The following is a 16,319-nucleotide window of genomic DNA, read 5'->3' as shown; positions in this document are numbered from 1 at the left end:
GGGACCTTCCTTCCGTAAAGGGAGCGACGCGAGATGGTTTCGGTTCGCGAGGTGAGACCACCATACCGCCGTTGAACAGGCATTCCATTCGGCCGCCCACCAGCGGGATCATGACGTCTACCCCGCGCACGGACGGAGAACGACTGTGGAACAGACGACGGCGGTGCGCCCGGTAACCCCCCAGGAACGGGCGGCTCGGGCGGCACGCAACGGCGGCGAGCCGACGCTGGAATTCGCCGAGCGCGTGCCGTACGACGCCTACGTACGGGCCAGCACCCTGCACCGGCTCCAGGAGCCGCTCAGCGACGACCCGGGCGAGATGTCCTTCCTGATGGTCAGCCAGATCATGGAGCTGTACTTCGGGCTGACCTGCCACGAGCTGCGGCACGCCAAGCGTGAGCTGCGCGAGGACCGGATCTGGGAGGCGCTGGCCCCGCTGCGCCGGGCCGCCCTGCACCTGGAGGGCCTCAACGCGGCCTGGCACGGCCTGCGCTGGATGAGCCCGGCCGACTTCAACCGCTTCCGCGACCGGCTCGGCGAGGGCTCCGGCTTCCAGTCCGCGATGTACCGGCAGCTGGAGTTCCTGCTCGGCCTGCGCGACCGGGCGCTGATCCGCCCGTTCCGCCGGCAGACCGACGTGTACGACGAGCTGACCGCCGCGCTGGCCACGCCGAGCCTCTGGGACGAGGTGGTGGCGCTGCTGGCCCGCAAGGGCTTCGACGTGCCGGCCGAGCTGCTGTCCCGGGACGTCAACGCCGAGCACGAGGCGCACCCGGCGATCGAGGCGGCCTGGGTCCGGATCTACGGCGACAGCGGCCCGGACAACCACCTGCGCCTGCTCGGCGACGCGCTGACCGAGATCGCCGAGGAGTTCGGCGACTGGCGCTGGAACCACGTCAAGGCCGTGCAGCGCACCATGGGCGCCAAGGTCGGCTCCGGCGGTTCCGCCGGACTGGCATGGTTGCAGCGCAGCATGGCCCGGGTGGTCTTCCCGGAGCTGTGGTCGGCCCGCACCGCGATGTGACGAGAGAGAACAGCATGCACACCCCCGAGAACGAAGCCCTCCGCCGCGACGCCGACGACCCCGGTCACCGGCACCTGTTCCACATCCCGCCGGCTGACGGCGGTCGCTACCCGGACACCGCGTACCTGGCCGGCAACTCGCTCGGCCTGCAGCCCCGCGCCACCCGGGACGAGCTCCTCGCCGACCTCGACGCCTGGCAGCGCCTGGGCGTGGAGGGGCACCTGGAGTCGGAGCGGCCCTGGCTGCCGTACCACGAGCTGCTGACCGCGCCGGCCGCCCGCCTGGTCGGCGCGCTGCCCGCGGAGACGGTGGTGATGAACTCCCTCACCGTCAACCTGCACCTGCTGATGGTGAGCTTCTACCGGCCGGCCGGCGAGCGCACCCGCATCGTGATCGAGGACAGCGCGTTCCCGTCGGACAGCTACGCGGTGCGCAGCCAGGCCCGCTTCCACGGCCTGGACCCGGACACCACCGTCGTACGCCTCAAGCCGCGCCCCGGCTCCGACACGCTGGGCACCGAGGACGTGCTGGACTTCCTGGCCCGCGAGGGCCACACGGTGGCGCTGCTGATGCTCGGCGGCGTGAACTACCTGACCGGCGAGCTGATGGACATCCCCGCCATCACCGCCGCCGGGCGGGCCGCGGGCGCGGTGGTCGGCTGGGACCTGGCGCACGCCGCCGGCAACGTGCCGCTGGCGCTGCACGACTGGGACGTCGACTTCGCGGCCTGGTGCTCCTACAAGTACCTCAACTCCGGCCCGGGCGCGCTGGGCGGCGTCTTCGTCCACGAGCGGCACCTCGGCGACCCGTCGATCCAGCGCTTCGAGGGCTGGTGGAGCACCGAGGCGGCCACCCGGTTCGAGATGACCCCGGTGTCCCGGCCGCCGGCCACCGTCGAGGCGTGGCAGATCTCCAACCCGCCGATCTTCGCGATGGGCCCGGTGCGTACCTCGCTGGAGCTGTTCGACTCCGTCGGCATGCCGGCGCTGCGCGAGCGCAGCCTGCGGCTCACCGCCTGGCTGGAGCAGCTGCTCGACGAGGTCACGCCGGGCCGCCCGCTGAGCGTGGTCACCCCGCGCGACCCGGCCCGGCGCGGTTGCCAGCTCTCGGTGCGGATCGGGGTGGGCAGCGCGAACGAGCTGACCAAGCGGCTGCGGCACGAGCACGGCGTCGTCGCCGACGCCCGGGAGCCGGACATCGTCCGGTTCGCCCCGGTGCCGCTCTACTCGACGTACCACGACTGCTGGCGGGTCGCCGAGGCCCTGGCGGCAACTGTTGAGAAGGAGGGGTCATGACGGAGCGCGACGAGATCGCTGTCGTCGGCGCCGGGCTGGCCGGCTGCCTGCTGGCCTGCTACCTGGCCCGGCGCGGCTACCCGGTGGCCCTCTACGAGCGGCGGCCCGACCCGCGTACCGGCACCGTCGAGCGGGGCCGCTCGATCAACCTGGCGCTGTCCGAGCGCGGCCTGGACGCGCTGCGCCGCATCGGCCTGGAGGACGAGGTGATGGCGGACGCGCTGCCGATGCGCGGCCGCATGATCCACCCGGTCGAGGGCGAGCCGGAGTTCCAGTCCTACAGCGGCACCGGCGACCTGGCGATCAACTCGATCAGCCGGGGCGCGCTGAACAACGCGCTGCTCGACGCCGCCGCCGCGCTGCCGAACGTGCGCGTCGCGTTCGACCACCGGCTGGTCGGCCTCGACCCGCTCGGCGGCGAGATGACGTTCGAGACCCCGCAGGGCAAGGTCACCGCCACCGCCTCGGTCATCCTCGGCGCCGACGGCGCCGGCTCCGCGGTGCGCGGGCAACTGCTCGCGTACGGGGGCCTGACCGAGAGCCTCGACTTCCTCGACTACGGCTACAAGGAGCTGACCATCCCGCCGCTGGGCGGGGAGTTCGCGCTCGACCCGGGCGCGCTGCACATCTGGCCGCGCGGCACCTCGATGATGATCGCGCTGCCGAACCCGGACCGCTCCTTCACCTGCACGCTGTTCTGGCCGACCCACGGCACGCGCAGCTTCGCGTCGCTGAGCAGCCCGGCCGCGATCGAGCGGTTCTTCGCCACCCACTACCCGGACCTGGTCCCGCTGGCCCCGAACCTGGTCGACGACTACCAGCACAACCCGATCGGCCTGCTCGGCACGGTGCGCTGCACGCCGTGGCAGGTGGCCGGGAAGGTCGGCCTGATCGGCGACGCCGCGCACGCCATCGTGCCGTTCTACGGACAGGGCGCGAACTGCGCGTTCGAGGACGTGGTCGAGCTGGACCGCTGCCTCGACGAGTGCGACGACGAGTGGGCCGCCGCGCTGCCGTTGTTCCAGCACCGCCGCCAGGACAACGCGGAGGCGATCGCCCGGATGGCGCTGGCGAACTTCGTGGAGATGCGGGACAAGGTCGCCTCGCCGGTGTTCCGGACCCGCAAGCAGGTCGAGCACGCGCTGGAGCGCGCGCTGCCCGGCCGCTACGTCTCCCAGTACGAGCTGGTCTCGTTCTCGACCACCCCGTACGCGCAGGTGCGCCGCCGGGTGCGCGCGCAGTACGCGGTCGTCGGCGCGGTGGCGGCCGGCGCGGTGGCGCTGCTCGCCGGTGGGGTCCGCGCGGCGCTGGGGCGGCGGCGATGACGCTCTGGGATCCCCGGCTGATGGCCGGGCACGCGCCGGACGGCCCCGGCCTGCTGCGCAACTTCGTCGGCGGCGCGTTCGTCGACGCCGGCTCCCGGTTCACCAAGCGCAGCCCGGTCACCGGCGAGCCGGTGTTCGAGGTGGTCGAGGCGTCGCAGTCCACGGTGGACGACGCGGTGGCCGCGGCCCGGGCGGCGCTGCGCGGCCCGTGGGGCCGGATGGGGGAGCGGGAACGCGCCGAGGTGCTGCGCCGGGTCGCCGACGAGCTGGAGCGGCGCTTCGACGACCTGGTTGCCGCCGAGGTGGCGGACACCGGCAAGGCCATCTCGCAGGCCCGGACGCTCGACATCCCGCGCGGCGCGGCCAACTTCCGCGCGTTCGCCGAGATCGTCGCGACCGCGCCCACCGAGTCGTTCACCACTGTCACCCCGACCGGTGGCCGGGCGCTGAACTACGCGGTCCGCAAGCCGGTCGGCGTGGTCGCGGTGATCGTGCCGTGGAACCTGCCGCTGCTGCTGCTCACCTGGAAGGTCGCGCCGGCCCTGGCCTGCGGCAACGCCGTGGTGGTCAAGCCCAGCGAGGAGACCCCGGCCTCGGCCACGCTGCTGGCCGAGGTGATGGCCGCGGCGGGCGTGCCGGACGGCGTGTTCAACCTGGTGCACGGCTTCGGCCCGGGCTCGGCCGGCGAGCACCTGACCCGCCACCCGGGTGTGGACGCGATCACGTTCACCGGCGAGTCGGCCACCGGCAGCGCGATCATGCGCGCCGCCGCCGACGGGGTGAAGGCGGTCAGCTTCGAGCTTGGCGGCAAGAACGCCGGCCTGGTGTTCGCCGACGCCGACCTGGACGCGGCGGTGGCCGGCTCGGTGCGGTCCAGTTTCACAAACGGCGGCCAGGTGTGCCTGTGTACCGAGCGCATCTACGTGCAGCGGCCGGTGTTCGAGGAGTTCACCGCGCGGCTGGCCAAGCGTGCCGACGGGCTGGCGTACGGCTGGCCGGACGACGAGGCGACGGCGAACATGCCGCTGATCTCGCACGGGCACCGGGACAAGGTGCTCGGCCACTACGCGCTGGCGCGCACCGAGGGCGCCGAGGTCCGCGCGGGCGGCGGCACGCCGCGCTTCGGCGACGGCCGCGACGGCGGGGCGTACGTGCAGCCGACAGTGCTCACCGGCCTCGGCGCGGACGCCCGCACCAACCAGGAGGAGATCTTCGGCCCGGTGGTGCACGTCGCGCCGTTCGACGACGAGGACGAGGCGTTCGCGCTGGCCAACGGTACCGACTACGGCCTGGCCGCGACGGTGTGGACGCGGGACGTGGGCCGGGCGCACCGGGCCGGCGCCCGGCTCGACGCCGGCATCGTCTGGGTGAACACCTGGTTCCTGCGCGACCTGCGCACCCCGTTCGGCGGGGTGAAGGCGTCGGGTGTCGGCCGCGAGGGCGGCGTGCACTCGCTCGACTTCTATTCCGAACTGACAAACGTCTGTGTGGATCTGTCATGAGCGCGCGTGGTGGGCAGAATGGCCGGAATCCCCAGCGACGTAAGCGAGGAACCGCCATGACCGTGGACATCGAGGCCGCCAACCGGGAACTCGCGGTGGCCCGGCAGGAGGGCAAACCCTGCCCGCCGCTGCGCGGCCGGCTGCTGCCCGAGGGCGACGTCGAGGCCGCGTACCAGGTGCAGCAGGTCTACACCCGGCAACGGCTGGGCAAGGGGCACCGCCGCGTCGGCGCGAAGATCGGCCTGACGTCGCGGACCGTGCAGGAGAGCTTCGGCGTCTTCCAGCCCGACTTCGGGGTGCTCTTCGACGACATGGCCGTCGGCGACGGCGTCGAGGTGCCGATCGACCGGCTGCTCCAGCCGCGGGTGGAGGCGGAGATCGCCTTCGTGCTCGGCGCGGACCTGCCGGACGAGCGGGTCACCACTGTCGACCTGATCCGGGCGGTGGACCACGTGCTGCCGGCCATCGAGATCGTCGACTCGCGGGTCGCCGACTGGGACATCTCCATCGTGGACACGGTGGCGGACAACGCCTCCAGCGGGCTGTTCGTGCTCGGCACCGCGCCCCGGCGGCTCGCCGACGTGGACCTGCGGTTGTGCGGCATGGTGCTGGAGCACGCCGGTGAGCCGGTCTCGGTCGGCGCGGGCGCGGCCTGCCTCGGCAACCCGCTGCACGCGCTGCAGTGGCTGGCCGCGACCATGGCCCGGGCGGGCGACCCGCTCAAGGCCGGTGACGTGGTGCTCTCCGGCGCGCTCGGCCCGATGGTGCCGGTCACGCCCGGCGCCGCGTACGAGGCGCGCATCTCCGGGCTCGGCTCGGTGCGTACCTGTTTCTCGCGGGAGGGAAGCTCATGAGCGGCGTCGGAGTGGCGGTGCTCGGGTCGGGCAACATCGGCACCGACCTGATGATCAAGGTGCTGCGGCTCAGTGAGAGCCTGCGCATGGTGGCGATGGCCGGCATCGACCCGGCCTCGGACGGTCTGGCCCGGGCCCGCCGGCTCGGCGTGACCACCACCGCCGAGGGCGTCGACGGCCTGGTCGCGCTGCCCGAGTTCGCCGACGTCCAGCTCGTCTTCGACGCCACCTCGGCCGGCGCGCACAAGCGGCACGACGAGGTGCTGCGGGCGCACGGCCGCACCGTCGTCGACCTGACCCCGGCCGCGATCGGCCCGTACGTGGTGCCGCCGGTGAACCTCGACGAGCACCTGGCCGAGCCCAACGTCAACATGGTGACCTGCGGCGGGCAGGCGACGGTGCCGATCGTGCACGCGGTCGGCCGGGTCACCCCGGTCGCGTACGGCGAGATCGTCGCCTCGATCGCCTCGAAGTCGGCCGGTCCGGGCACCCGGGCCAACATCGACGAGTTCACCGAGACCACCGCCCGGGCGATCGAGGTGGTCGGCGGCGCCGAGCGCGGCAAGGCCATCATCGTGCTGAACCCGGCCGACCCGCCGCTGCTGATGCGCGACACGGTCTACTGCCTGTGCCCGGACGCCGGCGCCGACCGGGTGAAGATCGCCGCCTCGGTGGCCGACATGGTCAAGGCCGTGCAGGAGTACGTGCCCGGCTACCGGCTCAAGCAGGACGTGCAGTTCGACGCCGTCGACACGTACGCGCCGGTGCTCGGCCGGCACTTCACCGGCCTGCAGGTGTCGGTGTTCCTGGAGGTCTCCGGCGCCGGGCACTACCTGCCCGCGTACGCCGGGAACCTCGACATCATGACGTCGGCCGCGCTGCGCACCGCGGAGCGGCTGGTGGCGCTGCGTTCCCCGGAGGGGGCACCCCGATGACCGACCTCTACATCCAGGACGTGACGCTGCGCGACGGCATGCACGCCATCGGGCACCGCTACACGGTCGACCAGGTGCGTACCATCGCCGCCGCGCTCGACGCGGCCGGTGTGGCCGCGGTCGAGGTGGCGCACGGCGACGGCCTGGCCGGTTCCAGCGTCAACTACGGGCACGGCGCCGCCGCCGACGCGGACTGGATCGCCGCTGCCGCCGAGGTGCTGACCACCGCGCGGCTGACCACGCTGCTGCTGCCCGGCATCGGCACCATCGCCGACCTGAAGGCGGCGAAGGCGCTCGGCGTGACGAGCGTCCGGATCGCCACGCACTGCACCGAGGCGGACATCTCCGCCCAGCACATCGCCTGGGCCCGCGAGAACGACATGGACGTCTCCGGGTTCCTGATGATGTCGCACCTCAACGACCCGGCCGGGCTGGCCGCGCAGGCCAAGCTGATGGAGTCGTACGGCGCGCACTGCGTCTATGTCACCGACTCCGGCGGGCGGCTGCTGATGTCGGACGTGGCGCAGCGCGTCGACGCGTACCGGCAGGTGCTGGAACCGGAGACGCAGATCGGCATCCACGCGCACCACAACCTGTCCCTGGGTGTGGCGAACAGCGTGCTGGCGGTCGAGCACGGCCGGATCCTCGGCGACGGCCCGCTGGGTTCGCCGTCCGGGCGGACCGTCCGGGTGGACGCGTCGCTGGCCGGCATGGGCGCGGGCGCGGGCAACGCGCCGCTGGAGGTCTTCGTCGCGGTCGCCGAGCTGCACGGCTGGAAGCACGGCTGCGACGTGTTCGCGCTGATGGACGCCGCCGACGACCTCGTCCGCCCGTTGCAGGACCGGCCGGTCCAGGTGGACCGGGAGACGCTCTCCCTGGGGTACGCGGGCGTCTACTCCAGCTTCCTGCGGCACGCCGAGCGTGCCTCGGCCAAGTACGGCGTGGACGTCCGCTCGATCCTGGTCGAGCTGGGCCGCCGCCGGATGGTCGGCGGCCAGGAGGACATGATCGTGGACGTGGCACTGGACCTGGCGAGCAAGGAGACCTCATGATCGGGCCGGACATCGCCGGCATCGCGGAGAAGCTGGGCGCGGCGGCCGACACCGCCACCGCGATCCCGCAGCTCGCCGCCGAGACCGGCCTCGACGTCGACGCCGCGTACGCGGTGCAGACCGCGCTGGTGAAGCGCCGCCTCGACCGGGGCGAGCGGCTGGTTGGCCTGAAGATGGGCCTCACCAGCAAGGCGAAGATGGCGCAGGTCGGCGTGGACGAGGTGATCTGGGGCCGGCTGACCGACGTGATGCGGGTGCCCGACGGCGGCGCCGTCGACGTCGGTGACTTCATCCACCCGCGCGTCGAGCCGGAGGTGGCGTTCCTGCTGGACCGGCTGCCCGACCCGGGCGAACCGGTCGGCTCGTTCACCCGGGCGGTACGCGCTGTCGCCCCGGCGATCGAGCTGATCGACTCCCGGTACGCGAACTTCACCTTCTCCCTGCCGGACGTGGTCGCCGACAACACCTCGGCCGCCGCGTTCGTGGTCGGGCCGTGGGCGCCGGTGCCGGACGGGCTGGACAACCTCGGCGTGCTGCTGGAGATCGACGGGCGGGTGGCGCAGGTCGGCTCGACCGCGGCCATCCTCGGCGACCCGCGCCGCGCGCTGGACGAGGGCCTGCGGCTGGCCGGCCGGCACGGCGTCCGGCTGCGCAAGGGCTGGGTGTTCCTGGCCGGCGCGGCCACCGCTGCGGTGCCGCTGCGCCCCGGGGCGCACGTCCGCGCCACAGTGGAGAAGCTGGGTTCCGCCTCCCTGAAGGCTCTCCCATGACCGCCCGCGTGGTGGCCGGGAAGGCCGTGCCGCGGGGCGCGTTCCCGCACGTCAAGGTGGCTGGCGGATTCGTCTACGTGTCCGGTACGTCGTCGCGCCGGCCGGACAACACGTTCGCCGGGGTGTCGGTGGACGATCTCGGCACCACCGACCTGGACATCCGGGAGCAGACCCGGGCCGTGATCGAGAACATCCGGGACCTGCTGCGCTCGGTCGGCGCCGACCTCGGCGACCTGGTGCAGGTCACCAGCTACCTGGTCAACATGAACGACTTCGGTGGCTACAACCAGGTGTGGGCCGAGTTCTTCGACGCCACCGGCCCGACCCGGACCACTGTGGCCGTGCACCAGCTTCCGCACCCGCATCTGCTGATCGAGATGCAGGCCGTCGCCCTTCTTCCGTCGGGAGGTTCCCATGAGTGAGATCGCCGAGCCGTTCAGCTTCTCCGGCTGGATCGGCGACAACCAGCACCTGCTCAAGCCCCCGGTGGGCAACAAGGAGATGCTGCCCGGCAGCGACGACTTCATCGTCATGGTGGTGGGCGGCCCGAACCAGCGCACGGACTTCCACGTCGACCCGTACGAGGAGTTCTTCTACCAGGTCAAGGGCAACATGCACGTCAACCTGATGCTGCCCGAGGGGCCGCGTACGGTGCACGTGCGCGAGGGCCAGATGTGGATGCTGCCGCGCAACACCCCGCACTCGCCGCAGCGTCCCGAGGCCGGCTCGATCGGCATGGTGATCGAGCGGGTCCGCGAGGAGGGCACGCTGGAGAAGTTCCAGTGGTACTGCGCCGAGTGCCACCACAAGGTGCACGAGGTGGAGTTGCAGGTCCGCGACATCGCCGCCGACCTGCCCCCGGTCTTCGCCGCGTTCTACGCCGACGAGAAGGCCCGCACCTGCGACAACTGCGGCGCGCTGCACCCGGGCAAGGGCTGACGCCGGTGTCGATGCCGGTCGTGGACGTGCACACGCACGTCGTACCGAAGGGGTGGCCGGACCTCGCCGCGGCGTGCGGCGGGTCCGGCTGGCCCTGGCTGCGGGTGGACTCCGAGCGCGCCGCCATGATCATGGTGGGGGAGACGGAGTTCCGCCCGATCGGCGCGCAGTGCTGGGACGCGCCGACCCGGCTCGCCGACATGGCCGCCGACGGCGTGGACGTGCAGGTCGTCTCGCCCACCCCGGTCTTCTTCAGCTACGACCGCCCGGCCGATCAGGCGGTCAAGGTGGCCCGGATCTTCAACGACCTCACGCTGGAGGTCACCGCGGCCGGCGGCGACCGGCTGGTGCCGTTCTGCCAGGTGCCGTTGCAGGACGCGGACGCGGCCTGCGCCGAGCTGGACCGCTGCCTGGCGGCCGGGCACGCCGGGGTGGAGATCGGCAACCACGTCGGCGACCGGGACCTGGACGACGCGGGCATCGTGCAGTTCCTCACCCACTGCGCCGAGGTCGGCGCGCCGGTCTTCGTGCACCCGTGGGACATGCCCGGCGGCCCCCGCCTGGACCGGTGGATGGCCCGGTGGCTGACCGGGATGCCGGCCGAGACGCACCTGTCGGTGCTGGCGCTGATCCTCGGCGGCGTGTTCGACCGGGTGCCGGAGACGCTGCGGATCTGCTTCGCGCACGGTGGCGGCAGCTTCCCGTTCTGGCTGGGCCGCGCCGACAACGCCTGGCACCGCCGCGGCGACCTGGTACGCGGCGCGTCGAGCGCGCCGCCCAGCTCGTACGTGGACCGGTTCCACGTCGACTCGGTGGTCTTCGAGCCGGCCGCGCTGCGGCTGCTCGTGGACACCATGGGCGCCGAGCGGGTGCTGCTCGGCAGCGACTACCCGTACCCGCTGGGGGAGCGGCCGGTGGGCCAGGTGGTGCACCGGGCGGACTTCCTCACCGACGATCAGCGGGCCGCGCTGCTCGGCGGCAACGCGCTGCGGTTCCTCGGCCGCTGAGACCGGCGCGGGTGCGTCCGTCGTCGCCCTAGAGTCGACGGACGCACCCGGCGCTGCTCAGGACCCGCCGGACGTGTCGCCCGGCCTCCCGGCCGCCGGACCGGCAGGATGGACGGCATGGCCGAGCCGCACGACCTGACCGCGCTGGAACAGGCCGCCGCGATCCGCCGGGGCGAGCTGTCCAGCCTGGAACTGGTCGAGCACCACCTGCGCCGGGTCGAGGCGCTCGGCGACACCGTCGGCGCGTTCGTCACCGTCACCGCCGAACACGCGCGGGCGGCGGCCCGGGCGGCCGACGCGGTCCCGGCGGCGGACCGGCATCCCCTGCACGGCGTGCCGACCGCGATCAAGGACCTGACCCTCACCGCCGGGGTACGCACCACCTTCGGCTCGGCCGCCTTCGCCGACTTCGTCCCGCCGGTCGACGCCGACGTGGTCCGCCTCATGACCGACGCCGGCCTAATCAGCGTCGGCAAGACCACCACCTCCGAGCTGGGCTGCTCGCTGTACTCCGAGGGGCTGGTGGCGCCGCCGGCCCGCAACCCGTGGGACCTCGCGGGCACAGCGGGCGGGTCCAGCGGCGGGGCGGCCGCAGCGGTGGCCGCCGGACTGGTGCCGGTGGCCCAGGGCTCCGACGGCGGCGGCTCGCTGCGCATCCCGGCCGCGCTCTGCGGCCTGATCGGCTACAAACCCAGCCGGGGCATGGTCTCCGGCGGGCCACTCGGCTTCGGTGGCTTCGGGCTGCCGGTGAACGGGCCGATCGGCCGCACCGTCGCCGACGTGGCCGCGCTGCTCGACGTGCTGGCGCGACCCGTGCCCGGCGAGCCGTACCTGCCGCCGGCCGCGCCCGCCGGCGGCTACCTCGGCGTCGCCCGCTCCGCCCGCGCCACCGGCCCCGGCCGGCTGCGCGTCGGCCGCTTCACCACGCCGATGCTCGCCGACGAGCCGGTCCACCCCGACTGCGTCGACGCCGTCGACCGGGCCGCCGCGCTGCTCACCGACGCCGGGCACGAGGTGGTCGACGTCCCCGCGCCGCTCGGCCCCGAGGCGTGGCCGCTGTTCGAGACCCTCTGGTACGCGCTGGCGGTCACACCGGTCCCGCCCGACCGGGAAGGCGAGCTGCTGCCGCTGACCCGATACCTGCGGGAGCGCGGCGCGGCCCTCGGCGTCCCCACGCTGATGGCCGCGCTCGGCGAGCTGCAGGCGCAGGTACGCCTCGGCGTACGCCGTACCGCCGGTTGTGACCTGCTGCTCTGCCCGACGCTCGCGGCCCCGCGGATGCCGGTCGGCGCGCTCGCCGCCCTCGAACCGGCAGAGGATTTCGACAGGCAGCGGCGCTTCTCGCCGTACTGCGCGGTCTTCAACGTCACCGGCGATCCGTCCGTTTCCCTGCCGGTCGGACGCACCCCCGACGGCCTGCCGGTCGGGGTGCTGCTCACCGGCCGGTACGGCGACGACGCGACATTGGTCGCCACTGCCGCGCAGCTTGAGCACTCGAGTGGCGGATGGGATCAGCACCCCGCAATCTGGCTGGCCACCGACTCCGCTAACGTGAACATCACAAGTGAGGTGCGGCGCGGCCGGTCCTGACCGGTCACCCGACCCGAATCATTCCTGGTCTCTCTTTCCGCCTGGGGGCGTTGGGATTGTCTGTTACCGAGACGTTGGTGGTCTTCGTCGGCATCCCGGCCGCCGCGGTGCTGCTGATCGCCGGCCTGGCGGCCGTCGGGGGCAGCCGTGGCAACGGTGGCGGCGCCAAGCGCTACCGGCCGGGCCGGCCCTTCGACTTCACTCCGGTCTGGTTCCTGAGCCGTCCGGAGCAGCTGGCCGACTCGGCCGGCACGGCGCTGTCCGCCGGAGCGCAGGCGCCGGCGTTGACCAGCCGCAAGCAGGAGCAGGCCGGCCGGGAGGCGCCGGCCGGTGGAACCGGAGGCGCAAGTGACCGTTGGTGAAGCGCGGCCCACGACGGGGACGGACACTCCGCCCGACGTGCTGGACGGACCGTTCTCGACCCGTCAGCTGCTCCGCATCGACGAGGCGCTGCGCCTCGCCGACCAGGGCACCGGCCTGGTCTTCTCGGTCTACGTCGGCGGGCTGGACGAGCCGATCCGGGAGCACGCCGAGCGGCTGCACCGCCAGCTCGCCGAGCCCGACCGCTCGGTGCTGATCGCGGTGTCGCCCAACCAGCGGCAGCTGGAGGTCGTCACCGGCCGGTACGCGCGCAAGCGCATCCCGGACACGTACGCGAAGCTGGCCGCGCTCTCCATGGTGGCCGCCTTCGGTGGCGGCGACCTGGCCGGCGGCATCATCCAGGGCCTCGACCAGCTCGCCAGCCACGCCGGCAAGGGCTGACCCGCCCCGCACACGACGAAGCCCGGCCCGCGCACCGCGCGGGCCGGGCTTTCTCGTCGTCTCAGCGGGGCCAGGCAGAAGGATCCAGGCGCATGGGCCACGGCTCGTCGAGCTGGGCGGCGTCATCCGGCCCGACCGTACCCATCAGGTTGTAGTGGACACCCTTGACCAGTTGGTAGCGGTAGATCACCGGGCCGAAGTCGCCTCGCTCCACCCGCCAGTAGTGCGGGATGCCGGCCTCGGCATAGAGCGGAGGCTTGATCAGCCGGTCATACCGGCGGCTGCTGGGTGACTCGATCTCGACGACGAGCGCGACATCCGAGGGGTGCGTCCACAAGCCGTCCGGGGGAGCGCTCGGCCTCAGCACGGAGATGTCCGGAATGAGATTGGCGACAGGTGCCCGGAGTCCGGCCTCCCGAATGACCCACCAACCGGTCGGCGCAGTGGCCTGGAGCGCCGATCGGATCTCGTCGGCCAGAAGTTGGTGCCCGTACCCGGGGGGTGGGGTCACGTGCAGGCTCCCGTCGATGATCTCGTAGCGGCTTCCGTCCTCGGGGAGGTCGGACAGGTCCTGCTCCTGCCACGGCCGCTCCGGCGGGCGCCACTCGTGGGTCGGTTGTGCCATCACGTCCACCTCCTCCGCACACGATAACGGCCGGGGGTCGGCGCGGGCTCCCACCCACGCCGGCCCCCGGCCGCCGCGCCCCTGCTTTCAGGCGCTGCGGGCGTCCCGCTCGCGGGCCCTCAGCGCGCGGACCACACCGTCGCGACCCTCCGCCACCAGCCGTCGCAGCGACGCCGGCCGCCCGTCCTGGGCCAGCCACGCGTCGGTGGCCGCGACCGTGTCCTCCTCGACCAGGTGCGCCGGGTAGGCGAGCTGGACGAACTCCTGCGCCGGCTCGCTGTCACGCTGCGCCCACACCTGGTCCACCGTGGCGAAGTACCGCTCCCGGTACGGCGCGGTCAGCTCGACCTGCGCCGCGTGGGTGAAGCCCTGCAGCAGCGCCCGGTTGCGCCAGTTGGGCAGCGCGTCCGGGCCGGTGAGCAGCGCCCACACCGCCGCCTTGTTCTCCTCGGTCGGCACCAGCGCGTACGCGTACGCGGCCTCCCGCTCGCCGCTGGCGGTACGGTCGGCGGCCAGTTCCGCGTCCACGTCGGCGGCACCGGCCGCGCCGTTGGCCACGAGCGACTGCAGCACGGTCCAGCGCAGCTCGGTGTCGACGGTCAGCCCCTCCGGCACCCCGTTGCCGTCCAGCCAGCCGCGCAGCGTCGCCAGGTCCTCGCCGGAGCGGGCCGACGAGGCGTACGCGCGGGCCCAGGCGAGCTGGAAACCGCTGCCCGGCTCGGCGGCGGCCAGCGCGGTCCGGGCGGTACGGGCCAGGTCCGCCCAGCCGGTCGGCGCCCACTCCGGGTCGGCGTAGAAGGTGAGCGCGGTGTTCGCCTGCCGCAGCGTGGCCGTGACCAGGTTGATGTCCGTCTCGGCGGTCAGCCCGGCCAGCACCAGCGCCACGTAGTCGCGGGCCGACAGCTCGGCATCACGGGTCATGTCCCAGGCGGCCGTCCAGCACAGCGCCCGGGCCAGCGACGAGTCGAAGCCGGCGATGTGCTGCACCACGGTGGCCATCGACCGCTCGTCCAGCCGCAGCTTGGCGTACGTGAGGTCCTCGTCGTTGAGCAGCAGCACGTCCGCGGCGGGCTTGCCGTGCAGCTCGGACAGCTCGGTCAGCTCGCCGGTCACGTCCGTCTCGATCAGCTCCCGGCGCACCAGCCGGCCGTCGGTCAGGTCGTACAGGCCCACGCCGATGCGGTGCGTACGCAGCGTCGGGTAGCCCGACGGCGCCTCCTGCCGGACCACCACCCGCTCGTACGTGCCGTCGGCGCCGATGGTCACCTCCGGGCGCAACGTGTTGACCTGCGCGGTCTCCAGCCACTGGGCGGCGAACTTGCGCAGCTCCCGGCCCGAGGCCGTCTCCAGCTCGGACAGCAGGTCGTCGAAGGTGGCGTTGCCCCACGCGTACTTGCCGAAGTAGGCGCGCAGGCCGGCCAGGAACGGCTCCTCGCCCACGTACGCGACGAGCTGCTTGAGCACGCTCGCGCCCTTGGCGTACGTGATGCCGTCGAAGTTGACCTCGACCGCCTCCAGGTCCGGCATCTCGCAGTAGACCGGGTGGGTGGAGGAGAGCTGGTCCTGCCGGTAACCCCAGTTCTTGCGGATCGACAGGAACGTGGTCCAGGCGTCGGTGAAGCGGGTGGCGTGCGTGTTGCACCAGTGGCTGGCCCACTCGGCGAACGACTCGTTCAGCCACAGGTCGTTCCACCAGCGCATGGTGACCAGGTCGCCGAACCACATGTGCGCCAGCTCGTGCAGGATCGTGTTGGCGCGCTGCTCGTACTCGAAGTCGGTGACCTGCGAGCGGAAGATGTAGTGCGACTCGGCGTGCGTGACGCAGCCGAAGTTCTCCATCGCGCCGGCGTTGAAGTCCGGCACCCAGAGCTGGTCGTACTTGGGCAGCGGGTAACGCACGCCGAACTTCTCCTGGAAGAAGTCGAAGCCCTGCGTGGTGATCAGGTGCAGGTCGTCGGCGTCCATGTGCGGGGCCATGCTGGCCCGGCAGAAGTAGCCCATGTCGATGCCGTCGTGGCTGCGGCGCACCTCGTGGTACGGCCCGGCGCAGAGCGCGGTGATGTAGGTGCTCATCCGCTCCGAGAGCGCGAAGTGCACGGTCTTCAGCCCCTCACCGGCCGCCTCCTCGCGGGCCACCGGCATGTTCGACACGACCCGCCAGTGGTCCGGCACCGTGGCGTGCCAGGTGTAGACGCTCTTCAGGTCGGGCTGGTCGAAGCAGGCGTAGACCTTCTGCGCGTCGGCGGTCTCGAACTGGCTGTACAGGTAGGTCTCGCCGTCCACCGGGTCGACGGTGCGGTGCAGGCCCTGCCCGCTGTTCGAGTAGCCGAAGTCGGCGTCGACCACGAGCACGTTCTCGGCGGCCAGGCCGGTCAGCGTGAGGCCCTTCTCGGCGGACCAGCCGGACAGGTCGACCGGCTCGCCGTTGAGCGTGGCGGAACGCACCGACTCGGCGGCCGCCTCGATGAAGGTGGTGGCCCCCGGCTCGGCGCAGCGGAACCGGACCTCGGTCACCGAGCGGAAGGTGCGACCGGTGGGCTGCACCGCGGTCGACAGGTCAAGGCTGATGTCGTACCCGGTCACCTCGAGCAGGCGGGCCCGCTCGGTCGCCTCGACCTGGGTCAGGTTGCGCACTCCCG

16 protein-coding genes are annotated in these 16,319 nt (G+C 72.7%); 14 read left to right on the top strand and 2 right to left on the bottom strand.

The window, feature by feature from the left end; all coding sequences use genetic code 11:
* The first annotated feature begins 145 nt into the window (after positions 1 to 145).
* The 14 genes from PVK74_RS15065 (at position 146) to PVK74_RS15000 (ending at position 13,055) form a co-directional block, all read left to right on the top strand.
* Positions 146 to 1,024, top strand: coding sequence for a tryptophan 2,3-dioxygenase (locus PVK74_RS15065; RefSeq protein WP_113974811.1), 879 nt, complete (start codon positions 146 to 148; stop codon positions 1,022 to 1,024).
* Between the two features lie 14 nt (positions 1,025 to 1,038).
* Positions 1,039 to 2,319: a kynureninase gene (kynU, locus tag PVK74_RS15060; RefSeq protein ID WP_274476638.1), complete on the top strand. Its 1,281-nt coding sequence runs from the start codon at positions 1,039 to 1,041 to the stop codon at positions 2,317 to 2,319.
* Positions 2,316 to 3,644: an FAD-dependent oxidoreductase gene (locus PVK74_RS15055; protein WP_064448649.1), complete on the top strand. Its 1,329-nt coding sequence runs from the start codon at positions 2,316 to 2,318 to the stop codon at positions 3,642 to 3,644. Before kynU ends, PVK74_RS15055 begins: the two co-directional genes overlap by 4 nt.
* A gap of 20 nt (positions 3,645 to 3,664) precedes the next feature.
* Positions 3,665 to 5,146 carry a 2-hydroxymuconic semialdehyde dehydrogenase gene (locus PVK74_RS15050; protein WP_274479281.1) on the top strand — a complete coding sequence of 494 codons (1,482 nt, stop codon included), beginning with the start codon at positions 3,665 to 3,667 and terminating at the stop codon, positions 5,144 to 5,146.
* A gap of 56 nt (positions 5,147 to 5,202) precedes the next feature.
* Positions 5,203 to 6,000 (top strand): 2-keto-4-pentenoate hydratase, encoded by a 798-nt coding sequence (locus PVK74_RS15045; protein ID WP_069087296.1) that lies wholly within the window; start codon positions 5,203 to 5,205, stop codon positions 5,998 to 6,000.
* Positions 5,997 to 6,935: an acetaldehyde dehydrogenase (acetylating) gene (locus tag PVK74_RS15040; protein ID WP_209962954.1), complete on the top strand. Its 939-nt coding sequence runs from the start codon at positions 5,997 to 5,999 to the stop codon at positions 6,933 to 6,935. The genes PVK74_RS15045 and PVK74_RS15040 overlap by 4 nt, the downstream gene beginning before the upstream one ends.
* Positions 6,932 to 7,987: a 4-hydroxy-2-oxovalerate aldolase gene (dmpG, locus tag PVK74_RS15035; protein ID WP_166457057.1), complete on the top strand. Its 1,056-nt coding sequence runs from the start codon at positions 6,932 to 6,934 to the stop codon at positions 7,985 to 7,987. Before PVK74_RS15040 ends, dmpG begins: the two co-directional genes overlap by 4 nt.
* The gene (locus PVK74_RS15030; protein ID WP_274476637.1) at positions 7,984 to 8,757 is read left to right on the top strand and encodes a 2-keto-4-pentenoate hydratase; all 774 of its coding nucleotides are present in this window, start codon (positions 7,984 to 7,986) and stop codon (positions 8,755 to 8,757) included. Before dmpG ends, PVK74_RS15030 begins: the two co-directional genes overlap by 4 nt.
* Positions 8,754 to 9,179 (top strand): RidA family protein, encoded by a 426-nt coding sequence (locus tag PVK74_RS15025; RefSeq protein WP_043328920.1) that lies wholly within the window; start codon positions 8,754 to 8,756, stop codon positions 9,177 to 9,179. Before PVK74_RS15030 ends, PVK74_RS15025 begins: the two co-directional genes overlap by 4 nt.
* Positions 9,172 to 9,696, top strand: a complete 525-nt coding sequence (locus tag PVK74_RS15020; protein ID WP_030502185.1) for a 3-hydroxyanthranilate 3,4-dioxygenase — start codon at positions 9,172 to 9,174, stop codon at positions 9,694 to 9,696. Before PVK74_RS15025 ends, PVK74_RS15020 begins: the two co-directional genes overlap by 8 nt.
* A gap of 5 nt (positions 9,697 to 9,701) precedes the next feature.
* Positions 9,702 to 10,703 carry an amidohydrolase family protein gene (locus tag PVK74_RS15015; protein WP_176722732.1) on the top strand — a complete coding sequence of 334 codons (1,002 nt, stop codon included), beginning with the start codon at positions 9,702 to 9,704 and terminating at the stop codon, positions 10,701 to 10,703.
* A 117-nt stretch (positions 10,704 to 10,820) separates the two neighbouring features.
* Entirely contained in the window at positions 10,821 to 12,293 is a 1,473-nt protein-coding gene (locus PVK74_RS15010; RefSeq protein WP_274476636.1) for an amidase, read from the top strand.
* 56 nt (positions 12,294 to 12,349) lie between these two features.
* Positions 12,350 to 12,655 (top strand): aa3-type cytochrome oxidase subunit CtaJ, encoded by a 306-nt coding sequence (ctaJ, locus tag PVK74_RS15005; protein WP_431881862.1) that lies wholly within the window; start codon positions 12,350 to 12,352, stop codon positions 12,653 to 12,655.
* Positions 12,642 to 13,055: a DUF5130 family protein gene (locus tag PVK74_RS15000; RefSeq protein ID WP_030502180.1), complete on the top strand. Its 414-nt coding sequence runs from the start codon at positions 12,642 to 12,644 to the stop codon at positions 13,053 to 13,055. The genes ctaJ and PVK74_RS15000 overlap by 14 nt, the downstream gene beginning before the upstream one ends.
* Positions 13,056 to 13,116: 61 nt before the next feature.
* On the opposite strand, the gene PVK74_RS14995 is transcribed toward PVK74_RS15000, so the two are convergent.
* Positions 13,117 to 13,680: a Uma2 family endonuclease gene (locus PVK74_RS14995; protein WP_043330997.1), complete on the bottom strand. Its 564-nt coding sequence runs from the start codon at positions 13,678 to 13,680 to the stop codon at positions 13,117 to 13,119.
* Between the two features lie 87 nt (positions 13,681 to 13,767).
* A complete protein-coding gene (pepN, locus tag PVK74_RS14990) occupies positions 13,768 to 16,314 on the bottom strand; it encodes an aminopeptidase N (protein WP_064448643.1) in 2,547 nt (848 codons plus the stop codon).
* Positions 16,315 to 16,319 lie beyond the last annotated feature (5 nt).

This window comes from Micromonospora chalcea, from assembly GCF_028768405.1.
Classification (GTDB): Bacteria; Actinomycetota; Actinomycetes; order Mycobacteriales; family Micromonosporaceae; genus Micromonospora; species Micromonospora chalcea.
This window is presented reverse-complemented; position numbering and strand designations above follow the sequence as displayed.